This is a genomic window from Micromonospora sp. NPDC049497 (assembly GCF_044465805.1).
Classification (GTDB): Bacteria; Actinomycetota; Actinomycetes; order Mycobacteriales; family Micromonosporaceae; genus Micromonospora.
In genome coordinates this window covers 410,192-430,852 of sequence record NZ_JBITMC010000003.1, presented here as the reverse complement: position 1 = coordinate 430,852, position 20,661 = coordinate 410,192, and the positions used below count along the sequence as shown (strand labels likewise).

Here is a 20,661-nt window from a genome sequence, read left to right as displayed (position 1 = left end):
CCGCATCTGGCACCCCCGGAATCACCAGCGGTAGGCCAGGTTCACGGTCAGTGCGGCCACCGAGGTGGAGAAGAACACGGCCCACCCCACGAGCTGGCGGGAACCGACGCGCAGGTGTGCAACGAGCGCGCCAACGGAGTAGAGCATGAGACCGGTGGCGGCGAGGGTGCCCAGCAGCGGCACGGCGAACCCGGCCAGCAGCCCCGAGGAACCCGCCGCCAGCACCATGCCCAGCATGGGCACCCACGACCGTGGCACGCGTTTCATGTCCGCCTGGGCCCTCGGATAGTCGTGGCCGATCAGATAGGTGACGGCGGCGATGCCGGTGAAGACCGACGCGAGGATGGTGACCGTGACGTAAGTGGCGAACATGGCTCTCCTCCGTGTTTTCCTGACGGACGAGCCGGTGGTGTGGGATGTGACCGCCACCGGTCGAAGCATCGCCACCAGCGACTATCATCGCGGCATGGCGATTGGTTGTGGTGTCAGTCCGGCAGTGGCGTTGTTCCGGTCCCTGGGTGACCCGACCCGGCTGGCCATCCTGCGTCGGCTCGCGACGGGCGAGGCACGGGTGGTCGACCTGACCGGCGAGTTGGCCGTGGCACAGTCGACGGTGTCGAAGCACCTCGCCTGCCTCCGGGACTGCGGCCTGGTCGACTTCCGCGTCGAGGGCCGCCAGTCCTTCTACGCCCTGACTCGACCGGAACTGCTGGACCTGCTGCGCTCCGCGGAACAGGTGCTCGCCGCCACGGGTGACGCCGTCGCCCTGTGCCCGGCCTACGGCATACCGGCGGGCAGACCGGCCGGCAGACCGGCGGGCACACCGGCCGACGCTCCCGCGGGGGTGACGCCGTGAGCGCGTCGGTGCTGACCCCGGAGCGCCGGGCGGTGCTGTCCCGACGAAGCCTGTGGTTGGCCTACGCCACGGCCGGTTACAACCTGCTGGAAGGCCTGGTCGCCATCGCCGCCGGTGTCGCGGCCTCGTCGACCGCGTTGATCGGATTCGGCCTGGACTCCTTCGTGGAGGTGTCGAGCGCCGCCGTGCTCATCTGGCAGTTCCGCTCCCGCGTGCCGGAGAGTCGGGAGCGGCTGGCGCTACGGCTCATCGGCGTGTCGTTCTTCGCCCTGGCTCTCTGGGTCACGGTCGACGCCGCGCGATCCCTGCTCGCGGGCGGGGACGCCGACGCCAGCCCGGTCGGCATCGGCCTCGCCGTCGCGTCGCTGATCGTGATGCCGCTGCTCGTACGCGCCAAACGCCGCACCGGCCGGGAACTCCGCTCGGCGACGGTCCTGGCGGACTCGACGCAGACCCTGCTGTGCACCTACCTGTCCGTGGTGCTCCTCGTCGGTCTGGTCCTCAACGCCGTCTGGGGCTGGTCGTGGGCCGACCCGATCGCCGCGCTCGTCATCGCCGGGGTCGCGGTCAAGGAAGGGGTCGAAGCGTGGCGGGGCGACCACTGCGACGACTGCGCGTCCCTGCCGATCGACGGCCCGGATCCGGGCTGCGCCGACGACTGCTGCACCGCGCCGGAGGCATGACCACGGCGGACGCTCCGCGGACGGATCAGCGGTCCTGTTGGCGGCGGTGTGCCATACCGCCCTGGATCGCCTCCCAGACGCTCCGTCCGGCCTGCCGCAGCGTCTCGCTCGCCTGCTCGGCGAGGTAGGCGGCACTCGGCGCCGCGCCGCCCGCCGATGGCTGCTCGGGCTGGCGCTCGTCGTCCCTGCCGGCGCCGCTCGTCGGTGGCCGGTCCGGTCCGGCCGCCTCCGGCGGATGCTCCCGATCCTGGTCCGCCGTGGCCTTCCGTTCCCGGGCCCGGACCGCCTCCCCCTGCTCGCCGCCTCCGCCCGAGCCGCTGGCCAGACCGGTTCCACGCGCCGACGGCCCGGTCGCGCCCGTACCACGCGGAGGGGCACCCGCACCGCCCGCCTCGGCACCCGCACCACCCGGCCCGGCACCCGGCGCGGCACCCGCCTCGCGCCGGCCCTGGTCGGCGACCGCCCCGATCGCGCCGACCTGCTGGCCGAGCTCTTCCGTCGCCTCACCGGCCTCCGGCGCACGCGGCGCACGGAACGTCTCCGTGGGACGGCCGTGCCGCCGAGAGGCCGCCGAGACCTCCGCGCCGGTGGCCATCTGGCGCGCCGCACGGTTCACGTCGTCGACGGGGACGGCCAGAGCCCTGGAGAGGTCCCCGATGATCTGGGGATTCCGGTCGATGGTGGCCAACGCGCGTTCGAGGATCCCCGCGACCTTCTCCAGTCGTACCTTGAGCAGTGCCTCGGCGTGCACACCGTTGATGTCCAGCTCGACACCCTCCAGGTGCACCCGCACGCCGGCGTCGATCTGAAGCAGGTTGGCCAACCGGGCCCGCAACGACAGGTCGGCGTCCAACCCGTCGACCGCCAGCCGGATCGAGTCGACCGAGACCTCGGGTATGTCGAGCAGGACGTCCGGCTCCGCGCCGGCCTCGCCCGGAACCGCCCGCATCGAACCCCGCTGCTGTTCGTCGTCGCCCATGGTCTCCGCTCCGCCTCCACCGCCCGTCACGTGTCGCCGCGCTTACCCGCTTTCCCTCCGCCCATCCCGGCCACCCGCCCGGAGCGTGGTGACGCTTGGTGTCGGAGAATCAACTGGCCGTCCGGTAGGGCCGTTCGCGCAAGTGCACAGCCGGGCATGAGCCGGTATGGTCCGGGCCTATGGGACAGGAGATGGCCGAGCCGGCCGACGTCCGACAGGATCTCGAACGGTTCTCGCTACGCAGCACCCTCCTGGTCCCCACGACGCCCGAGGAGGCGTTCGGGGTCTTCACGCAGGCGATGACCGACTGGTGGGTGACCGAGTACACCTGGTCCGGTCCCGGACTCCTGGCGGAGCTGGGGATGGAACCCCGGCCGGGCGGCATGCTCTACGAGATCGGCCCGTACGGCTTCCGCTCCGACTGGGGTCGGGTGCTGACCTGGGACCCGCCGCGGCGGCTGGTCTTCACCTGGCAGATCGGGGCCGACCGGGTGCCGGTCCCCGACCCGTCCCGGGCGAGCGAGGTCGAGGTGCTCTTCCACCCGGACGGCCCGCACCGGACACGGGTGGAGGTGGAGCACCGCCACTTCGACCGGCACGGGCAGGCGGCGGAGGGCTACCGCCAGGCCCTGACCGCCGGCTGGCACGAACTGCTCTCCCGCTACGCCGCGACCGCCGTCCGCGGCGCCGGCTGACCCGCACCGGACCGTCAGTGGCCGATGCCCTGACGCGGGTCGGTGCCGACCCGGGCACCGCCCAGATCCGCCCGCCGGCCCGCCTCGGCCCCGGAACCGAACCCGGAGCCGGCCAGCCGCCGGGGCGCGGCGGTCCGCAGCCGGGGGTAGACCTCGGCGAGCCGCCGCTGCACACGGTCCGACCGGTCGGCCAGCACCAGCGCCACGGAGGGGCCGCCCGAGTCGGCCGCCGCGTCCTCCTCGGCCGTCCGCAGCCGTACGGCGACGACCTGCGCGAAGCCGACCAGCCAGGAGCGCCGGAAGGCGGCGGGATGCTCGTCGGGCGGCACCGGCGCACCGGCCAACCCGTGTGCGGCCTGCACCAGCAGCGAGGTGAAGAGCAGGTCGACCCGTTCCAGGTCGCTGGCGAAGCCGAAGAGGTGCATCGCGAAGCCGGTGCCACTGCGGCGTCGGACGCACCGGCAGCGAAGCGGGTCGGCGACGGCCGCGAGCAGGCCGGCCTTGTCCCGGGCGTACGGGGCGACGACCTCGACCACCCGGTCGCCGACCGGGTCGGTGGCCGGGTCGCGGGCGGCCAGCAGGGCACGGTCCACGCCGTAACGGGCGATCAGTTCCGTCGCCTTGGCGGTGAAGGCGGCCGCCTCGGCCGGCGTGCAGGCGGAGTCCTCGGCCTGCGCGAGCAACTTGCGCACCTTGCTCAGCATCGCCTCGGACATGTCCACAGGACTACCACGTCCGGGTGCGGGCGCACGGGCGGCCCGGGCCTCTGATCAGTCCGTGCGGCTGCGCAGGGTGGCGATCGTCGAGCCGGCGAGGGTGAGCAGGCAGTCGGGCAGCAGCCCGTCGGCCGCCGCCGCACCGAACAGCGCCGCACCGGTGTCGTCGTCGGCGTTCGCGTACGCGCTGACGAAGCGGGCCACCCACCGGGCGTCGTAGCCGGCCTCGTCGATGCCGGGAAAGTCCAGCGCGCACGGGCCCGGCGCGGTGACCTCCCCCACCATCGTCGCGGCGAGGCACCATGCCACCCCGTACGCGCCGGCGAGGCCGGACCGGTCGACGACCGCGTCGAACGTGTCGGTGACGCCGGCGCCGTCCCCAGCGAGCGCGGAGCGGAGCACGGCGGCCGCGTCGTCGAACGTCTGCTGTGGCGATTCGGTCACCCACGGCACGGTAGGACCGCCGGTCAACACCCGAAAAGTGGTCACTCTTCGTGACTAAGTGGGTGGACCTGCGGATTGACTGACCTCCGTGAACCGGCCGCCGTCACCGGCACGCTAATCTGCGCAGCGGACCTTCGCCGGAGGAAGGACGACCATGTTCATGACACGCGCCTCGCGGGCAGCCACCCTGGCCGCCTGCGCGACGATCCTGCTCGCCACCAGCGCCTGCGGGACCGCCAAGCCCGAAGAGGCCACCAACACCCAGGTGCGCCTCTACGGCAGCGACGGCAACATGCTGAACTCGTACGCCGCGGAGCTCAAGGAGCGCGCCAACCTGGTCGACGGCATGAAGGGCACCACCCCTCTGACGCCGTTGCCGGAAAGCTTCAAGGAGCGGCTACGGTCCGTCGATGCGACGCTGACCGACTACCTGTACGCCGCCGAGGCGTACGACGCGGTGGTCATCAGCGCGATCGCGGCTCAGCTCGCCGGCACCACGGACCCGGCCGCCGTCGCGAAGCAGATCGTCGGGGTCACCAACGGCGGTGAGCGCTGCGAGACGGCGGCGAGCTGCCTGGCGCTGGCCCGCGCCGGCAAGGACGTGGAGTACCGCAGCGTCTCGATGACCCGGGCGGGCTTCACCGACGCCGGTGAGCCGGCCACGGCCAGCTACGCCACCCTGCACTTCGACGGGCAGCAGCTCAACGACGGCAAGACCGAGTTCGTCGGCGCCGGGAGCGAGTCGGCCGCGAGCACGAAGAAGCCGCCGAAGCCGAAGAAGCAGAATGGTGACAAGGCCCCCGGCAGCGGTGCGCCGCTCGTCCTCGGCGGTCTGATGCCGAAGACCGGTGACCTGGCCATCGCCAACCCGCCGATGGCGGCCGGCGCCGCGCTGGGGATGAAGGACGTCAACGCCGCCGGTGGTGTGCTCGGCGAGCCGGCGGTCTGGATCGACGGTGACGAAGCCGGTAACCCCACGGTCGCCAAGGCCACCGTGGCCAGCCACGTCGAGGCGGGCGTGCACGTCATCATCGGTGCCGGCGCGTCGGGCATCTCCCGGGAGGTACTGCCCGAGGTGGTGAAGGCGGGGCGGATCCTCTTCTCCCCGTCGAACACCGACGCCAGCCTGACCGAGCTGGACGACAAGGGTCTGTACTTCCGCACCGCGCCGCCGGACAACCTCCAGGGTCGGGCGCTGGCCGATGTGATCCTCCGGGACGGCCCGCGGAAGATCGCGATCGTGGCGCGCGACGACTCGTACGGCAAGGGCCTCCAGGAGACGGTGCGGGCCGAGCTGGAGCAGGCGGGCATCTCCTCGGACCGGGTGAAGCTGCTGAGCTACGCCCCGCCCGAGGACGCCGAGGTCACCCCGGTCGAGTTCGGCGGTGGCGCCCGGGACATCAAGGAGTTCGGGGCCGACGCCGTACTGATCATCGGCTTCGGCGAGTCGGCCGCGGTGATCCGCGGGCTGGCCGACGCGGGCGTGCAGTTCCGGCAGTGACCAGGGCGTGAACGGCGACGGCCGCACCGGTTGCCCGGTGCGGCCGTCGGCGTTTCCGGGGTCAGCCGGAGCGTCGCCGGTCGAGGAACTCGGTCATCCGCCGGTGCTTCTCCTCGTCCTCGAAGAGCACCGCCTGACTGACCAGGTCGACGTGGGGATGGGCGGCGGCCGGCGCGTCGACGGCCAGCTTGGTCAACCGCAGCGCCAGCGCGGAACCCTTGGCCATCTCGTCCAGCAGCCCGTGCGCGGTGGGCAGGAGCTCCGCCGGCTCGGCCACCACCCGGTTGACCAGACCGATCCGCAGCGCCTCCGCCGCGTCCACCCGCCGCCCGGTGAACAGCAGCTCCTTCGCCCGCGCCTCGCCGACCAGCGCCGGCAGGCGGTGGGTCGCGCCGGCACCGGCCAGGATGCCCAGCCGCACCTCCGGCTGACCGAACACCGCACGGTCCGTGCAGACCCGCAGGTCGCACGCGTACGCCAGCTCGGCGCCCCCGCCCAGCGCCGGCCCGTCGACGGCCGCCACCGTCGGCATCGGGAGTGCCCGGATCCGGGCGAAGGCCGCCGAGTTGATGGCGGCGAGGGCGTCCAGCCGGCCGCGCGCACGCAGCTGCCCGATGTCCGCCCCGCCGGCGAAGATGCCCTCGGTGCCGCCGGTGAGCAGCAGCAGGCGGGGTCGGGCCTCCAGCTCGGCGCACACCTCGTGCAACGCGCCGATCAGGTCGGCGTCGATGGCGTTGCGCTTCTCCGGCCGGTCCAGGGTGACGACCAACCGGTCCGGACCCTCCTCGACCCGCAGCCCGCTCACCGGTCACCCCCGCCAAGCAGTCCGGCCAGGTCGGCTGCGCCGGCCCGTTTCCCGTCCACCCATCGGTAGAAGCCCTGCCCGGACTTCCGGCCCAGCCGTCCGGCCGCCACCATCGCCTCCAGCAGCGGCGGCGGCGCGAACCGGTCCCCGTACGCGGCCTGGAGGGTGCGGGCGATGTCCAGCCGTACGTCCAGCCCGACCAGGTCGGTCAACTCCAGCGGACCGACGGGGTGCCGGTAGCCGAGCACCATCGCCTTGTCGATGTCGGCCGGGTCGGCCACCCCGTCGGCGACCATCCGGATCGCCTCCAGGCCGAGGGTCACGCCGAGCCGGGAGGTGGCGAAGCCGGGCATGTCGCGTACGACGACGGGGTCCTTGCCCAACCGGCCGGCGAGGGCGACGGCCGCCGCGGTGGTCTCCTCCGCGGTGGCCGGGCCGACCACGACCTCCAGCAGGGCCATCGCCCACACCGGATTGAAGAAGTGCAGCCCGAGGAAGCGCTCCGGCCGGGCCAGCCCTTCGGCCAGCTCGCCGATCGGGATGCTGGAGGTGTTGCTGCCCAGCAGGGCGGGGCGCAGGGCCTCGGCGTCGCGGAGGACCGCGCGCTTGAGGTCGAGCCGCTCCGGTACGGCCTCGATGGCGACGGCGGGCTCCGGGGCGACCTCGGTGAGGGCGGCGCGCAGCGTCACCCGGGCCCGGTTCGCGGCGGCCTCGTCGGCGGTGAGCTTCCCCCGCCCGACCGCGCGGTCCCACAGCTCGCCGAGGCGCGCGAGGGCGGCGGCCCCCCGCTCCCGGTCCACCTCGACCAGTTCCACGGCGTGGCCGGCGCCCGCCGCCACGTACGCGATGCCCAGCCCCATCGTCCCGGCTCCGACCACGACACAGCGCTCGCTCATGCCGGCTCCTCGCTCCGCGAGGAGCCGGCATGAGGCACCAACGCGCCGCACCCGATGATTCGCTTGCTCCGCTCGCTCATGACGCCTCCCCGATCCTCTGGGCGGCGCCACGGGGATCACCCGCGCCCCTCCGCCCGCTCGTGCCGCCACGCTCGGCGCGCCGACGCTCGCTCCACTCGGTCATGTGGGGACCCTATGCAGCGGCGGACCGGGCGGCATGCGTGGGGGCGGACCGGATCGGGTACAACGCCGATCAACCGAGGGAAGGACGAGTCGACATGAGCCAGGCACCGGAGACGGCGCACAGCACGGACACGGTGGAGACCGTGGAGACCCGGGGTGAGGAGCGCGTGGAGCTGCTGCGCGCCGACACCAACAACGACGGTCAGACCGACGTCTGGGTGGTCGACACGGACGGCGACGGCAAGGCCGACCTCTTCCAGTTCGACACCGACCACGACGGCAAGGTCGACGTCACGATGGTCGACCTCGACGAGGACGGCACTCCCGACGCCGTGGTCGACGGCGACGGCGGCCTGCCCCCGCAGCAACTCCCCCCGACCGTCCAGGTCTGAGGTGTAAGGAAGGGCCCCCGCTTAACGCCTCGTGCACAGCAGGGGGCCCTTCTTAACGCCCGAAGCGTGCGTCGTCGGTTCAGCCGCGCAGCCGCAGGGTCGCTAGGTAGTACGGGGCGTCCTGGTCGTCCACGTCGGTCAGTCGCCAGGGACTACCGTGCACCAGCTCGGCCAGCTCCTCCGGCGAGCAGACCAGGTAGTCGAACCACTCGGTGCCGAGTTCCCGGTAGCGCAGCCGGAGGCGGAGCTGCCCGCCGAGGCGACCCCGGCGGCGGTTGCGCTCGTGGTAGCCGGTGTGCACCGGGTCCCGGGTCCCGTACGGGTCGGTGCCGTGCGCGATGACCTGGGCGCCGGGCCGGGCCAGCGCGGCGAGCGCGCTCAGGAAGCCCGGCGCCCGCTCCCGGCCCTCGATCAGGCCGAGGTTGTTGCCGAGCAGCAGGAACGTGTCGTACCGACGGCCCTCGGCGGCGTGGTCGTCGACGGTGCCCAGGACCAGGTCGCGTACGCCCCGACGCTGGCACACGCCGAGCGCGCCGGGCGAGGTGTCCAGCCCGGTCACCGGTACGCCGCGTTCCTGGAGCAGCAGGGCGATCCGCCCCGCGCCGACGCCCACGTCCAGCGTGGCTCCGCGTACGCGGTCCACCGCCCGGTGGTCGTGCGGCTGCCAGTCCGCCGGCCCGTCCAGGTAGTGCGCGGCCGGCGCACCGTTGATCAGGCCGTCGTCGCGCTCGATGACCTCGATGACCGGCCGGGGCAGGCGCCCGCCGGCCAGTGGCCGTGGCCCGATGCCGGTGGCCACGGCGAGCGCGTCCCGCAGCAGTTCACCGAAGACGTCACCGACTCGTGGTTGCCCCGTCACGGGGTAAACGCTATCGCTACGCCCATCGGGCCGCAGCCGCCGTATCCTTGCCGCGTGACGACGCTGGACCGCCTGTCGGCGGAGAAGTACATCCTGCTCACGACCTTCCGCAAGGACGGTCGTGCGGTGCCGACCCCGGTGTGGGCGGTACGCGACGGCGACGCGCTGGCGGTCTGGACGGTGTCCGACTCCGGCAAGGTGAAGCGGATCCGGCGCAGCGGGGACGTCACCGTCGCGCCGTGCGACGTCCGGGGCCGACCGCACGGCCCGGCCGTCCCGGCGCACGCCACCCTGTACGGCGCTTCCGACACCCGCCGGGTGCGTGACCTGCTGAAGAAGAAGTACCGGCTGCTGGGGCGGCTGAGCCTGCTCGGCAGCCGGCTGCGCCGGGGCGAGAGCGGCACTGTCGGCATCCGGATCACCGTGCCGGAGTGACCGGTCTCGGGGATCCGGGGTCCGGTCACGCCGAAGGGCGGCGGACCCTCGGTCCACCGCCCTTCGCGTAGCTCGCCCGGTTGGCTCCCGGTCGGTCAGTCTCCCTGGCGCTGCTGGGGGATCTGCCCCTGCAGCAGGGCCCTGACCTCCGACTCCCGGTACCGACGGTGTCCGCCGAGGGTGCGGATGGCGCTGAGCTTGCCAGCCTTGGCCCACCGGGTCACCGTCTTCGGGTCGACACGGAACATCGACGCCACCTCGGCCGGCGTGAGTAGCGGCTCTGGTTCGTGCGTTCGCGATGCCATCGGTCACTCCTCCACATGTATAGACATCGGCCGGGGTCCCGCCGGCCGACGCGTCTCCCATGGTCCGGCTAGTCCCCGATGTCCGACATGGGCCGAACGGCCGAACGTCCCTAGACGGACGGATGAACCATGCCCGAATTATGCGACTTTTACACGGCAGAAAGTACCTTATTCGGACTCATGACCACGGTTCGTGATGCGTCAACTACGAGGCGAACTCGCTTTGGGAGCGCTCCCTGGGTGATTTGCCTTAGTTGCACCGCTCCAGCAGCTGCACGGCCCGCCACCGGGCCACGAGCTTGTCGTACGCCGCCGACGCGTCCTCGGCCTCGCCGCGCGACAGGCCGGCGAGGCCGGTCGCGACCAGCTCCGGCGAATCGTCCGCGGCCAGCGTCTCGTCGGAGAGCAGGTCCACCAGGCCGCCGTAGTCCAGCTCCACCACCGAGCGCGGATGGAACTCCTCCAGCCACCGGGCCGCCTCCTCGACCGCCTCGGTGATCGGAGCCTCGCCGACCGACTTGCGCAGCACCGACAGTGCCCGCGACGAGCGACGACGGGCCTTGGAGATCTCCGTGCGGTAGCGCAGCGCCCGACGGTCGGGCCGGGTGACGTGGTGCCGCTCCTCGGCGTCGAAGAGCACGAACCACCGCAGGGGTACGCCCCAGGTGGCGATCTGCTCGTGCACGCGGGGTACGCCGTGCTCCAGCACCCGCGCGCCGCTGCGCCAGTCCTCCACCACGGCCTTGGCCTGGCCGGCGAGCACCGGCGGGACGAAGGCGTCGGCCAGCACGGGCGGCACTCCGTCGCGCGCGTTCAGCGCCGCCTCCGCCACCCGGATGCGCAGGTTCCACGGGCAGACCAGCAGGGTGTCGTCGGCCTCCAGGACGTACGCCTCGTCCGGCAGGTCGGGCAGCCGCGTCCAGCCGGCGCCGAGTGCGGCGATCACCGACGTCCGCTGCCGGCCCGGCCCCTCACCGGGGGCCACGGCCCGGCCCTGTTCGACATAGCGCCGCCAGTACGACTGGCGGTCCCGGTCGAAGGCGGTCAGCGGCTCGTACACCCGCAGATACGAAGCGAAAAGCGACGGCACGGCGCGATCCTCCCACGAATTGGAACCGGCCCGTCACCGGCGCCGCGGTCGCGCGTCCCGCGATCCCCAGCCAGGACGGCCGGGGCCGCCCTCGGCGGCACGGTCACGCCCGCCGTGGGTCGGCCGGACGACATCGGCCGATACTAGGCTCAGCGACACCGGCACCATCCCGCCGGCATCCACAGGTCCGCGTCCCACAAGGAAGCAACCCCGCACCCCACACCAGGAGCGAGTCATGGGCGTTTTCGCCAGCACCGTCGACCAGGAATCGAGCGGTCACGAACAGGTCGTGTTCTGCCAGGACAAGCAGAGCGGCCTGAAGGCGATCATCGGCATCTACTCCACCGCGCTCGGCCCCGCGCTCGGCGGCACCCGGTTCTACCCGTACGCGGACGAGGACGCCGCCCTCGCCGACGTGCTCAACCTGTCGCGCGGCATGGCGTACAAGAACGCCCTGGCCGGCCTGGACCTCGGTGGAGGCAAGGCGGTCATCTGGGGCGACCCCGAGCAGATCAAGAGCGAGGCGCTGCTCCGCGCGTACGGGCGCTTCGTGGAGTCGCTCGGCGGGCGCTACTACACCGCCTGCGACGTCGGCACCTACGTCGCCGACATGGACGTGGTCGCCCGGGAGACGCGGTACGTCACCGGGCGCAGCGTGGAGCACGGCGGCGCCGGTGACTCCTCCATCCTCACCGCCTGGGGTGTCTTCCAGGGCATGCGCGCCGCCGCCGAGCACGCCTGGGGCGCGCCGACGTTGCACGGGAAGAGGGTCGGCGTGGCCGGCCTGGGCAAGGTCGGCAAGTACCTGGTCGCCCACCTGCTGGACGACGGCGCCGAGGTGGTCGCGACGGACGTCAACCCGAAGGCCCTGGAGTGGGTTCGCGCCACCCACCCGCAGGTCGCGCTCGTCGACGACGCCTCCGCGCTCGTCGCCGCCGACATCGACGTGTACGCGCCCTGCGCGCTGGGCGGCGCCCTCGACGACGACACGGTGTCGACGCTGCGGGCGAAGGTCGTCGCCGGCGCGGCGAACAACCAGCTGGCGCACCCGGGCATCGAGAAGATCCTCGCGGACCGGGGCATCCTGTACGCCCCCGACTACGTCGTGAACGCCGGTGGCGTGATCCAGGTGGCCGACGAGATCGAGGGCTTCAACTTCGACCGGGCCAAGCTGCGCGCCACGAAGATCTTCGACACCACCCGGGAGATCCTCCGCCTGGCCGACGCCGAGGGCGTCCCGCCGGCGGTGGCGGCCGACCGGCTCGCGGAGCGGCGGATGGCCGACATCGGCCGGCTGCGCACGATCCGCCTGCGGTGAGTGTCACCGGGGGCGGAGCGGCCGTTTCCGCCCCCGGGCCCACCTCCGGGTCGGGCACACCGTTAAGCTGGACATGAGACCAGTTTGATGGCGTTTGTCCGGTGTCACGGCCGCTCCCGGCTTCACCCCTTACCGGGTACAATTTGTGACGGCCGGATCACCGCGACGCGCGGAGCCGGTCGACGGTAACCCGAGGTGCCGAACGGCGGCATCCCCATGTACCGTAAGAGCCACGAGAGATGCCTGACGTCATCGGGGCCCGCCTTCGGGCTGCCCCGCATTCTGTGCGAGGGGGTCGAGCCATGGGGCGCGGCCGTGCTAAGGCCAAGCAGACGAAGGTGGCCCGGGAGTTGAAGTACCACTCCCCGAACACCGACCTCACCGCCTTGCAGCGCGAACTGGCGGGTGCTGGTAAGTCTGAGCACAACTTCGACGACGACTACAAAGAGTATGTCGACGACGATGATGAGGATCACGCGGACGAGGACCCGGATCACTGGGTCCGCCCAACTCGTTGACCTCCCGTCGCAGCTGAGCACGCGGTAGCACCGCGTGCTCACGCGTGTGCCCGTCGGGAGCGGCAGCAGACCGACGATCGGGGACCTTGCCGTGCCGGACATCCCTCCGGCTCCACGGTAGGTCCCTGATCCCGGCCACCCTCAGCGTGGTCGGTTGTTCCAGTTGTAGAACGTCGGGATGTTCTCGAAGTGGTTCCAGGCGCAGACCGCGCTCGCGCCGTCGCCGCCCGCCACCTCGGCCCGCAGTCTTCGCGCGGCCTCGGCCTCGTACAGCAGCGCGGTCAGGCCCGACGCGGCGTCCCGCACCCGGTCGGCGACCTCGTCCGGTGTGGCTCCCGCCCCGCGCTCAGGCTGCCGGTGACTCGTGGTCTCGGGCATGCTCCAACACTCCCTCCAGTAGGCGGATCTTGCTGTTGCGGCAGTGCTCGGTCTCCGTACCGTCGAAACGCCCCACCTCGAAGTAACGGTTGGCGGCGTGGCCCCCGCCACAGAAGCCGAAGTAGGAACAGCTCGACCGGCACGCTTCCACACCGGCGAGGAACTCGCCGACCCACGGGGTGCGCTCCGCGCCCCGCAGGATCTGCCCCAACGGGGCGGTCAGCACGTTGCCGCTGCTGAAGTCGCCGTAGCGGGCATCGGTGAATCCGGCCAACTCCGGCGAGAGCACGGTCACCGAACCGTCGTGCCCGACCGTCGGGATCGGGTCCAGCTGACGGGGCAGCAGACCGTCCGCCGTGCCGTCGAGCACCGCCGCCGCGTACCGCAGGGACCACTCGACCTCCCGCAGGTGGATCGACGGCGCCCGGCGCCACGCTGCCACCAGCTCCGCCCAGAAGGCCGTCACCGTCGCCGCGTCCCAGGTGTTGTCGCGCGTGTTGACGCCCTCGGTCTCCTCGATGTTGACGCCGAGCACGTCGCAGCCCAGGTCGAGGAAGTACTCGTACAGCTCCGTGGCCAGGCCGGGCTCCGGCCGGGCCACCACCGCGAGCGCCGAGAAGGGCAGCCCGTGCCGGCGCAGCGCCGCGATGCCGCGCACGATCCGGTCGTACGCCGGCCGACCGGCCCGGGTGACGCGGTCGCCGTTGCGCTCCCGGGGCCCGTCCACGCTCACGCTCACGCGCATCCCGTGCTCCACGAAGAACGCGCACCACTCGTCGTCGATCAACGTGGCGTTGGTCTGGACGTGGTGCTCCACCTCCGGCGCGAACGGCGCGAGCAGGGCGGCCAGGTGCTCCCGGCCGACGGCGAGCGGCTCCCCGCCGTGCCACACCACCGAGAACCGTCCCGCCCCCGCCCACGGGTTGACCGAGGCGGCGACCGCCTCCGCCACCGCCACCGCCATCCGCCGGTCGGACGCCCGGAACGGCAGATAGCAGTACGCGCAGTCGAGGTTGCAGAGGGTCGTCGGCTGCATCACGACGTACGACGGAACCGCGGCCAGGCCGCGCATCCCGCTGGTCGAACGTCCCCGAGCAGCCATCGCCCTCCTACCGTCGCCTGAAGGTCCGCCGGCAACCGAAGCTGCAGGGCGGAGTTGAGGGTGCCCTTCAGGCTAGGCGGCGATGGCCACTCGGGTGAACCCCTGATCAAGTGCCCGGACGATCACCGGAGCGTGATCATCCCCGGGTGTGCTGCCCGATCATCTGCACGTTCCCGGAACCCTCGATGATCTCGCCGGCCTGCCACGCCTCGACGCCGCGGCCGGTGAGCGTGGCCAGCGCGCGGTCGGCGTCCTCGGACGAGACGATGGCGAACATGCCGACGCCCATGTTGAAGGTCGCCTCCATCTCCGGGTCCTCGATCCGGCCCTTGGACTGGATCAGGTCGAAGATCGGCTGCGGCTTCCAGGTGGAACGGTTGACCACCGCGTCGACGTGCTCCGGCAGGACCCGCACCAGGTTGCCGGGGATGCCGCCGCCGGTCACGTGGGCCAGCGCCCGCACCTCGGCCTCGGCGATCAGCTTCAGGCAGTCCTGTGCGTAGATCTTCGTCGGGGTCAGCAGCTCCTCACCGAGCGTCCGCTGCCGGCCGAAGTCGTCGATCACGACGTCGAGCCGCATCCGGCCCGCGCCGAGCAGCACGTGCCGGACCAGCGAGTATCCGTTGGAGTGCAGACCCGACGAGCGCATCGCGATCACCACGTCGCCCACCTCGACCCGCTCCGGGCTGAGGATGTCGCTCTCCTCCACCACGCCGACGCCGGTCGCGGAGACGTCGTACTCGTCCGGGCGCAGCACACCGGGGTGCTCGGCGGTCTCGCCGCCCAGCAGGGCGCAACCGGCGTACCGGCAGCCGTCGGCGATGCCGGCGCCGATCTCGGCGACCTTGTCCGGCACGACCTCACCGGTGGCGATGTAGTCCAGCAGGAACAGCGGCTCCGCACCGCAGGCGACCAGGTCGTCGACGACCATGGCGACCAGGTCGATGCCGACCGTGTCGTGGATGTCCATCTGCTGCGCGATCACCAGCTTGGTGCCCACGCCATCCGTCGAGGAGGCCAGGATCGGGTTCTTGTACTTCTTCGTGTCCAGCCGGAACAGGCCGGCGAAGCCACCCAGGTCACCCATCACCTCGGGCCGCCGGGTCTGCTTCACCTTCGACTTGAGCAGCTCCACCGCGCGGTCGCCCGCCTCGATCGACACGCCGGCGTCCGCGTACGAGACCGAGCGTTTGCGGGCCGGGCGGCCGGTGCCGGCCGTCCACGGCTGGCGGTCGCCGCCGGCGCCGGTCGGGCTGCTTCCTGCGCCGCTGCGCTCGGACACGTGCGTCACGGTTCTCCCCTTTGTGGTTCTGGCGCCGACGGCGGTAGCCGGCGGCGCCCGTGGTGCTACGGGCGGTGGGTGGTGCCGCCGCCCGGAGTGGCGACGAGCGAAGGGTTCTGCTGCTCTGACGGGGCCGCGGCGACCCGCCGGCCGACACCTTCGAGCACGTGCTTGCCGATCAGGTTCCCCGACGGCAGGTCGATCGGGTACTCGCCGTCGAAACAGGCCCGGCACAGCCGCGTCTTCGGCTGCTCCGTGGCGGCGATCAGGCCGGGAAGGGAGACGTACCCCAGGGTGTCGGCGCCGATCGAACGGCGGATGCCGTCGTTGTCCAGCCCGTTGGCCAGCAACTCGGCCCGGGTGGCGAAGTCGATGCCGTAGAAGCACGGCCAGTTGACCGGCGGCGAGGAGATGCGGACGTGCACCTCCAGCGCGCCCGCCTCGCGCAGCATCCGCACGATCGCCCGCTGGGTGTTGCCGCGCACGATCGAGTCGTCGACCACGACCAGCCGCTTGCCGCGGACGTTCTCCCGCAGCGGGTTCAGCTTGAGCCGGATGCCGAGCTGACGCAGCGTCTGTGACGGCTGGATGAAGGTGCGGCCCACGTACGGGTTCTTCATCAGGCCCTGGCCGTAGGTGATGCCGGACTCCTCGGCGTACCCGATGGCGGCCGGGGTGCCCGACTCCGGCACCGGGATCACCAGGTCGGCATCGACCGGGTGCTCCTTGGCGAGCTGACGGCCGATCTGCACCCGCGCGGAGTGCACGTTGCGCCCGGCGATGGTGGCGTCCGGGCGCGCGATGTAGACGTACTCGAAGAGGCAGCCCTTCGGCTCCGGCGCGGCGAACCGCGTGGAGCGCAGGCCGTCCTCGTCGATGGCGATCAGCTCGCCCGGCTCCACCTCGCGGACCACGCTCGCGCCGACGATGTCCAGCGCGGCGGTCTCGCTGGCGACCACCCAGCCCCGCTCCAGCCGGCCCAGCACCAGCGGGCGTACGCCGTGCGGGTCGCGGGCGGCGTAGAGCGTCGTCTCGTCCATGAACACGAAGCTGAACGCGCCCCGCAGCTGCGGGAGCACCTCCAGCGCCGCGGCCTCCACCGACAGGTCCGGCCGGCTGGCCAGCAGCATGGTGACCAGCGAGGTGTCGTTGGTCGCGCCGTCGGCGAGCAGACCCCGCTCGGCGACCTCCTTCTGGAGGTCGGTGGTGTTGACCAGGTTGCCGTTGTGGGCCAGCGCGATCGTGGTGCCGGAGGTGGTGGACCGGATGGTCGGCTGGGCGTTCTCCCAGGTCGAACCACCGGTGGTGGAGTAGCGGGCGTGCCCGATCGCCACGTGCCCGCGCAGGCTGGCCAGGGTCGGCTCGTCGAAGACCTGGGCGACCAGGCCGAGATCCTTGTAGACCACCACCCCGGAGCCGTCGCTGACCGCGATGCCGGCCGCCTCCTGGCCCCGGTGCTGCAACGCGTACAGCCCGAAGTAGGTCAGATTGGCAACCTCTTCACCCGGCGCCCAGACGCCGAAGACGCCGCAGGCGTCCTGGGGACCGGGTCGTTGGGGATCAAGGTCGTGGCTCAGCCGGCCATCGCCTCGGGGCACCTGCCGCTCCCTCATGCTGGTCTGGACCGGCCTGGCGGAGTCACGGGGGCGGATCCGCACGGCAGCCGGGACCACTGTCGTCGCCTGACAGTGTACGCGAACCAGCGTCAATACAGAAAGTCACGCTATCGCTGCGATCCGTCACCCATCGATGAACGTCCGCCCAGCTCCAGAGGCAGGTAGGCGGAGAGATCCGCCCGGTTCCCACTCACCCGTACGCGACCGTCGGTGACGGCTTCCGCCCAGTCGAGGCGTCCGGCGGCCAGCCTCAGCCAGGTCTCCGGATCCGTCTCGACCACGTTCGGTGGGGTCCCACGGGTGTGTCGGGGACCCGGAACGCACTGAACTGCACCGTAAGGTGGGACACGCACCTCCACCGATCGGCCGGGGGCGCGCTCCGCGAGGGCGGTCAACAAGGCACGTACCGCATCGCGGAACACCGGCCGCTCGGGTGTACGCCCCTCATCGAGCGCTGACAACGCCGCCGCGACCGCGGCGGACTTAACGTGCGGAGAGGACACGACGGGACGATACGACCTGCGCGCAGCACGGCGCACGCTGGCCCTGGGTCGCGCTGATCCGGTCAGACAAGGCATAGTTGCCGACGGCGTATTCGTACCGTGATGATCCCCGGCCCGGCGCCCGCCGGCCGCCAGGGGACCAAGTCCGGAAGGCGGTGGACGTGTCAACACACCGACGTGCCTGGAAGCAGCGGGCGGGTGTGGTCGTGGCGCTGGTCTTCGGCGCCCTGCTCACCGTCCCCGCCACCCCGGCAGTAGCGGCTCCCGGCATCACAAACGTCTCGGCGTCCCCGAGTTCGGTCGAGGCGGGTAAGACGACCACCGTGCGGTTCACCCTCAACTTCACGGTGGAGGGGGTGCCCGCAGACGTCACCGTCAGCTCGAACAACCCGAAGCTCAGCTGCGTCGACGGCTGCAACAGAAGCAGGGTCGACAAGAGCGACACGTACGAGGCCCAGTTCCGTCTGGCTGACGATGCAGCGAGCGGCTCTGCGGTCATCACGGTCAAGGCTGTCGATTCGACCGGACCGAAGCAGGAGCAGCAGGCTTCGACGACCGTGACTCTCGTCGGCAAGCCCGCCGCGCCGCCGCCTCCGACGCAGGGGACGCAGACGGTTCGCTCGGTCTCCGGCAAGGTCGTCAACCAGGACGGCGCGGCCGTGCCGAACGCCTATGTCGCCCTCAAGGATTCCGCCGGCCGGCAGCTGGACACGATCAGCGACGGCAGCGGAAACTTCCGGTTCACCGGCACCAGCGACAAGCCGATCGCTCCCGGCCGCATCGACATCGGCGCGAGTTTCGACAACGTCACCGTGACGAAGAACTTCAACGCCTCCGCCGGCCAGTCGATCACCGGCCAGCGCCTCACGCTCGCCCTCAAGACCGAGGCGAGCCCGAGCCCGACCCCTTCGGTGAGCGAGTCGGCCCTGCCGGCCGACGAGACGACCGAGGAGGCGACCGACGATGCGACGGACACTCCCGCCGCCGCGCCGGCCGCCGCCGACGACGACTCCGGCGGGATGGGGTCGATGTTGATCATCCTGCTGGGCGGCCTGCTCGTCGCCGCCGGTGTCGGCACCATCGTGCTGCTCTGGATGCGGCGCCGGGAGAACGGCGACGACGACGCCCCGGCGGGTGCCGCTGCCGCCGCGGCGGGTGCCGTGCCCGCGGCCCGCGGCGCGTACCGGGGCGCGGACGACCACACCCGTGTGGTCGGTGGTGCCGGACCTGACCCGACGATGGTGGGCGGCGCCGCGCTCAGCGACGCGCCGACCATGATGCACCGCCCGGTGGTCGACGACGTGCCGCCGGACCCGTACGGCGCTCCCCCGCAGCCGTACGGCGCCGCCGGCGGCCAGGGCGGCTGGGCCGGCAGCGGCTACGGCGACGAGTCGGCCGGCGTGGGCGGCTACGGCGCGGCCGACGCGTACGGCAACGCCCCGTCCTCCGGCGGCGGCTACGGCAACGCGGCCCCGGCCGGCGGCTACGGCAACGCGCCGGCCTCGGGTGGCGGCTACGGCAACGCGCCGGCGTCCGGCGGCGGCTACGGCGGCAACGACTACGCCGCCCCGGCCGGCACGGCCGGCTATCCGCCGGCCCCCGGTGGCGCTCCCGGCTACGGCGAGCGTTACGACGAGCCGACCGGCCGCTACACCGGCGACGCCACCCAGTACCCGGCTGCCGCCGACCCGTACGCGACCGGCACCTACCAGCCGGAGCCCGGCTACGGCGACCCCGAGCCGGCACCGTACGGCCGGGGCGGCGGCGAGCCGACCGGAGGCTACGGCCAGGCCGGCGGCTACGACGACCGGGGCGGCTACGACCAGGGTGGCTACGGCTCCCCCGGCGGCTACGGGCAGACCGGCGGCTACGGCCAGGAGCCACCCGCCCCGTCCGGTGGTTACGGCCAGGAGCCACCGGCCCCGAACGGCGGTGGCTACGGCCAGGAGCCTCCCGCCCAGCGCGGCGGCTACAACGACCGCGCCGGCTACGACCAGGCTGGCTACGGCTCCCCGGGCGGCTACGGCCAGGCCGGCGGCTACGGCCAGGAGCCACCCGCCCAGCGCGGCGGCTACGACGACCGCGCCGGCTACGACCAGGCTGGCTACGGTGGAGCCGGCTACGGCGATCCGGCGCAGACCGGTCGGGGTCGGCCCGACGGGCCGCCGGCACCGGAGCGGGGCGGCCGTCGGCTGGACTGGCTCGACGACTGACCCTCGGGCCGGGTCTTCGCGACCCGCACGACGACAACGGCGAAAGGGCCGTCCGGATTCGGACGGCCCTTTCGCCGTGTCAGCGGCGCCGACTCGACCACGACCCGGGACGCGGGTGAGGCCGGCCGATCGTTCAGGCGGCGGAGAAGACGCCGCTCCGCAGCAGCGGCACCACGTCCGACGCGCCGGCCTGGACGGCGATCTCGACGTCCTCGGCGAAGCCGCCCTCGATGAGTTCCCGACCGGACACGCTGCCGCGTACGGCCGCCGGCACGTCCGGGATGCTGGCCAGGGCGGCGAGCGCGGTCGCGGCCTCGACGGAGAGACCACCGGGTACGCCGGAGAGGGCGTCGAGCACGCTGGCCGCCCCGAGCTGGTCCTCCACGCTGGGCCGCAGCGAGCCGTCCGGCCAGCGTTCGCCGGAGGCGACCACACCGACCGGCGCGTCCGTCGAGCCGTACCCCTGGCGGCGCAGCCAACGCCCGACGGCGCCGGCGTTGCGGAGGCAGGCCGCGACCACCGGAAGCCCGGTGGCGCTCGCGGCGGCGCTGATGGCCGAGCCGTTCGGCGAGGGCAGCACCAGGTCGCTGACGAACGGCGCGGCGGTCAGCGCCGCCGGCGAGAGCGACCACGGCCGCTCCGGGCTGGTCTCGCGCCGGCCGACGGCGGCCACCGCGCCGACCCGCAGGGCGTACTCGGCGGCCTGCTCACCCCACGGAAAGGGGTGTACGCGGATGCCCCGCGCGACGGCGACCTCCACGGCGGTGGTGAACGAGAGCACGTCCACCACCACCAGGGCGGCGCAGACCCGGCCGAGTTCGGCCGCCCCCGCCAGCCCCCAGTCGAACCGGGCACCGGAACCGGGTTGGGCGTGGACGGCCGCGGCCAAAGC

General features: G+C 72.5%; 23 protein-coding genes and 1 pseudogene. 9 read left to right on the top strand and 15 right to left on the bottom strand.

The window, feature by feature from the left end; genetic code table 11:
• Window positions 1–21: 21 nt before the first annotated feature.
• Window positions 22–372, bottom strand: coding sequence for a DoxX family protein (locus ACIBR0_RS07615; protein WP_396713223.1), 351 nt, complete (start codon window positions 370–372; stop codon window positions 22–24).
• Between the two features lie 94 nt (window positions 373–466).
• Between ACIBR0_RS07615 and ACIBR0_RS07610 the strand changes: the two genes are divergently transcribed.
• Window positions 467–856 (top strand): ArsR/SmtB family transcription factor, encoded by a 390-nt coding sequence (locus ACIBR0_RS07610; protein WP_396713221.1) that lies wholly within the window; start codon window positions 467–469, stop codon window positions 854–856.
• Window positions 853–1,539, top strand: coding sequence for a cation transporter (locus ACIBR0_RS07605; protein WP_357031510.1), 687 nt, complete (start codon window positions 853–855; stop codon window positions 1,537–1,539). Before ACIBR0_RS07610 ends, ACIBR0_RS07605 begins: the two co-directional genes overlap by 4 nt.
• Before the next feature lie 25 nt (window positions 1,540–1,564).
• Here ACIBR0_RS07605 and ACIBR0_RS07600 read toward each other — a convergent pair whose 3' ends face one another.
• Entirely contained in the window at window positions 1,565–2,518 is a 954-nt protein-coding gene (locus tag ACIBR0_RS07600) for a hypothetical protein (RefSeq protein WP_396713219.1), read from the bottom strand.
• Window positions 2,519–2,697: 179 nt separating this feature from the next.
• On the opposite strand from ACIBR0_RS07600, the gene ACIBR0_RS07595 reads away from it, so the two are divergent.
• Window positions 2,698–3,213, top strand: a complete 516-nt coding sequence (locus tag ACIBR0_RS07595; protein ID WP_396713217.1) for an SRPBCC family protein — start codon at window positions 2,698–2,700, stop codon at window positions 3,211–3,213.
• A gap of 14 nt (window positions 3,214–3,227) precedes the next feature.
• Here ACIBR0_RS07595 and ACIBR0_RS07590 read toward each other — a convergent pair whose 3' ends face one another.
• Both ACIBR0_RS07590 and ACIBR0_RS07585 read right to left on the bottom strand, forming a co-directional pair.
• On the bottom strand, window positions 3,228–3,929 hold the full coding sequence (locus ACIBR0_RS07590) for a DUF2786 domain-containing protein (protein WP_396713215.1): 702 nt from the start codon (window positions 3,927–3,929) through the stop codon (window positions 3,228–3,230).
• A 54-nt stretch (window positions 3,930–3,983) separates the two neighbouring features.
• Window positions 3,984–4,373: a hypothetical protein gene (locus ACIBR0_RS07585; protein ID WP_357031497.1), complete on the bottom strand. Its 390-nt coding sequence runs from the start codon at window positions 4,371–4,373 to the stop codon at window positions 3,984–3,986.
• A 154-nt stretch (window positions 4,374–4,527) separates the two neighbouring features.
• Between ACIBR0_RS07585 and ACIBR0_RS07580 the strand changes: the two genes are divergently transcribed.
• Window positions 4,528–5,874 (top strand): ABC transporter substrate-binding protein, encoded by a 1,347-nt coding sequence (locus ACIBR0_RS07580; RefSeq protein WP_396713213.1) that lies wholly within the window; start codon window positions 4,528–4,530, stop codon window positions 5,872–5,874.
• Between the two features lie 61 nt (window positions 5,875–5,935).
• Here the strand turns inward: ACIBR0_RS07580 and ACIBR0_RS07575 are convergent, their stop codons facing one another.
• Window positions 5,936–6,679, bottom strand: a complete 744-nt coding sequence (locus tag ACIBR0_RS07575; RefSeq protein ID WP_396713211.1) for an enoyl-CoA hydratase/isomerase family protein — start codon at window positions 6,677–6,679, stop codon at window positions 5,936–5,938.
• A complete protein-coding gene (locus tag ACIBR0_RS07570) occupies window positions 6,676–7,575 on the bottom strand; it encodes a 3-hydroxyacyl-CoA dehydrogenase family protein (protein ID WP_396713209.1) in 900 nt (299 codons plus the stop codon). Before ACIBR0_RS07570 ends, ACIBR0_RS07575 begins: the two co-directional genes overlap by 4 nt.
• A 278-nt stretch (window positions 7,576–7,853) precedes the next feature.
• Between ACIBR0_RS07570 and ACIBR0_RS07565 the strand changes: the two genes are divergently transcribed.
• The gene (locus ACIBR0_RS07565) at window positions 7,854–8,150 is read left to right on the top strand and encodes a hypothetical protein (protein WP_396713207.1); all 297 of its coding nucleotides are present in this window, start codon (window positions 7,854–7,856) and stop codon (window positions 8,148–8,150) included.
• A gap of 79 nt (window positions 8,151–8,229) precedes the next feature.
• Here ACIBR0_RS07565 and ACIBR0_RS07560 read toward each other — a convergent pair whose 3' ends face one another.
• Window positions 8,230–9,009, bottom strand: coding sequence for a class I SAM-dependent methyltransferase (locus ACIBR0_RS07560; protein ID WP_357031484.1), 780 nt, complete (start codon window positions 9,007–9,009; stop codon window positions 8,230–8,232).
• A 54-nt stretch (window positions 9,010–9,063) separates the two neighbouring features.
• Between ACIBR0_RS07560 and ACIBR0_RS07555 the strand changes: the two genes are divergently transcribed.
• Entirely contained in the window at window positions 9,064–9,444 is a 381-nt protein-coding gene (locus ACIBR0_RS07555) for a PPOX class F420-dependent oxidoreductase (RefSeq protein WP_396713205.1), read from the top strand.
• Between the two features lie 95 nt (window positions 9,445–9,539).
• Here ACIBR0_RS07555 and ACIBR0_RS07550 read toward each other — a convergent pair whose 3' ends face one another.
• Both ACIBR0_RS07550 and ACIBR0_RS07545 read right to left on the bottom strand, forming a co-directional pair.
• Window positions 9,540–9,749, bottom strand: a complete 210-nt coding sequence (locus ACIBR0_RS07550; RefSeq protein WP_007073996.1) for a BldC family transcriptional regulator — start codon at window positions 9,747–9,749, stop codon at window positions 9,540–9,542.
• Window positions 9,750–9,999: 250 nt separating this feature from the next.
• A complete protein-coding gene (locus tag ACIBR0_RS07545; RefSeq protein WP_357031478.1) occupies window positions 10,000–10,839 on the bottom strand; it encodes a hypothetical protein in 840 nt (279 codons plus the stop codon).
• A gap of 235 nt (window positions 10,840–11,074) precedes the next feature.
• On the opposite strand from ACIBR0_RS07545, the gene ACIBR0_RS07540 reads away from it, so the two are divergent.
• A complete protein-coding gene (locus ACIBR0_RS07540; protein ID WP_396713202.1) occupies window positions 11,075–12,157 on the top strand; it encodes a Glu/Leu/Phe/Val dehydrogenase in 1,083 nt (360 codons plus the stop codon).
• A gap of 302 nt (window positions 12,158–12,459) precedes the next feature.
• The gene (locus ACIBR0_RS07535) at window positions 12,460–12,675 is read left to right on the top strand and encodes a DUF3073 domain-containing protein (RefSeq protein ID WP_357031472.1); all 216 of its coding nucleotides are present in this window, start codon (window positions 12,460–12,462) and stop codon (window positions 12,673–12,675) included.
• Window positions 12,676–12,816: 141 nt separating this feature from the next.
• On the opposite strand, the gene amcA is transcribed toward ACIBR0_RS07535, so the two are convergent.
• The 5 genes from amcA to ACIBR0_RS07510 all read right to left on the bottom strand — a co-directional run bounded on the left by amcA (window position 12,817) and on the right by ACIBR0_RS07510 (window position 17,556).
• Window positions 12,817–13,053 carry a multiple cyclophane-containing RiPP AmcA gene (amcA, locus tag ACIBR0_RS07530; RefSeq protein ID WP_357031468.1) on the bottom strand — a complete coding sequence of 79 codons (237 nt, stop codon included), beginning with the start codon at window positions 13,051–13,053 and terminating at the stop codon, window positions 12,817–12,819.
• Complete coding sequence (amcB, locus tag ACIBR0_RS07525) at window positions 13,022–14,125, bottom strand: cyclophane-forming radical SAM peptide maturase AmcB (protein WP_396713281.1); 1,104 nt, start codon at window positions 14,123–14,125, stop codon at window positions 13,022–13,024. The genes amcA and amcB overlap by 32 nt, the downstream gene beginning before the upstream one ends.
• Before the next feature lie 166 nt (window positions 14,126–14,291).
• Window positions 14,292–15,446 (bottom strand): phosphoribosylformylglycinamidine cyclo-ligase, encoded by a 1,155-nt coding sequence (purM, locus tag ACIBR0_RS07520; RefSeq protein ID WP_357031465.1) that lies wholly within the window; start codon window positions 15,444–15,446, stop codon window positions 14,292–14,294.
• Between the two features lie 56 nt (window positions 15,447–15,502).
• Window positions 15,503–17,035, bottom strand: coding sequence for an amidophosphoribosyltransferase (gene purF, locus ACIBR0_RS07515; protein WP_396713199.1), 1,533 nt, complete (start codon window positions 17,033–17,035; stop codon window positions 15,503–15,505).
• Between the two features lie 125 nt (window positions 17,036–17,160).
• The gene (locus tag ACIBR0_RS07510) at window positions 17,161–17,556 is read right to left on the bottom strand and encodes a sterol carrier family protein (protein ID WP_396713197.1); all 396 of its coding nucleotides are present in this window, start codon (window positions 17,554–17,556) and stop codon (window positions 17,161–17,163) included.
• Window positions 17,557–17,668: 112 nt separating this feature from the next.
• On the opposite strand from ACIBR0_RS07510, the pseudogene ACIBR0_RS07505 reads away from it, so the two are divergent.
• A pseudogene (locus ACIBR0_RS07505) lies at window positions 17,669–19,769 on the top strand (hypothetical protein); the annotation flags it as partial.
• Between the two features lie 133 nt (window positions 19,770–19,902).
• Here the strand turns inward: ACIBR0_RS07505 and ACIBR0_RS07500 are convergent.
• Window positions 19,903–20,658 (bottom strand): 2-phosphosulfolactate phosphatase, encoded by a 756-nt coding sequence (locus ACIBR0_RS07500; RefSeq protein WP_357039299.1) that lies wholly within the window; start codon window positions 20,656–20,658, stop codon window positions 19,903–19,905.
• Window positions 20,659–20,661 lie beyond the last annotated feature (3 nt).

Excerpts from the sequence above, each read along its gene's own strand:
- ACIBR0_RS07550 (WP_007073996.1), bottom strand. The coding sequence starts at position 9,749 with ATGGCATCGCGAACGCACGAACCAGAGCCGCTACTCACGCCGGCCGAG.
- ACIBR0_RS07600 (WP_396713219.1), bottom strand. The coding sequence starts at position 2,518 with ATGGGCGACGACGAACAGCAGCGGGGTTCGATGCGGGCGGTTCCGGGC.
- ACIBR0_RS07535 (WP_357031472.1), top strand. The coding sequence starts at position 12,460 with ATGGGGCGCGGCCGTGCTAAGGCCAAGCAGACGAAGGTGGCCCGGGAG.
- ACIBR0_RS07610 (WP_396713221.1), top strand. The coding sequence starts at position 467 with ATGGCGATTGGTTGTGGTGTCAGTCCGGCAGTGGCGTTGTTCCGGTCC.
- ACIBR0_RS07615 (WP_396713223.1), bottom strand. The coding sequence starts at position 372 with ATGTTCGCCACTTACGTCACGGTCACCATCCTCGCGTCGGTCTTCACC.
- ACIBR0_RS07595 (WP_396713217.1), top strand. The coding sequence starts at position 2,698 with ATGGGACAGGAGATGGCCGAGCCGGCCGACGTCCGACAGGATCTCGAA.
- amcB (WP_396713281.1), bottom strand. The coding sequence starts at position 14,125 with ATGCGCGGCCTGGCCGCGGTTCCGTCGTACGTCGTGATGCAGCCGACG.
- ACIBR0_RS07540 (WP_396713202.1), top strand. The coding sequence starts at position 11,075 with ATGGGCGTTTTCGCCAGCACCGTCGACCAGGAATCGAGCGGTCACGAA.
- ACIBR0_RS07570 (WP_396713209.1), bottom strand. The coding sequence starts at position 7,575 with ATGAGCGAGCGCTGTGTCGTGGTCGGAGCCGGGACGATGGGGCTGGGC.
- ACIBR0_RS07580 (WP_396713213.1), top strand. The coding sequence starts at position 4,528 with ATGTTCATGACACGCGCCTCGCGGGCAGCCACCCTGGCCGCCTGCGCG.
- amcA (WP_357031468.1), bottom strand. The coding sequence starts at position 13,053 with ATGCCCGAGACCACGAGTCACCGGCAGCCTGAGCGCGGGGCGGGAGCC.
- ACIBR0_RS07565 (WP_396713207.1), top strand. The coding sequence starts at position 7,854 with ATGAGCCAGGCACCGGAGACGGCGCACAGCACGGACACGGTGGAGACC.
- ACIBR0_RS07590 (WP_396713215.1), bottom strand. The coding sequence starts at position 3,929 with ATGTCCGAGGCGATGCTGAGCAAGGTGCGCAAGTTGCTCGCGCAGGCC.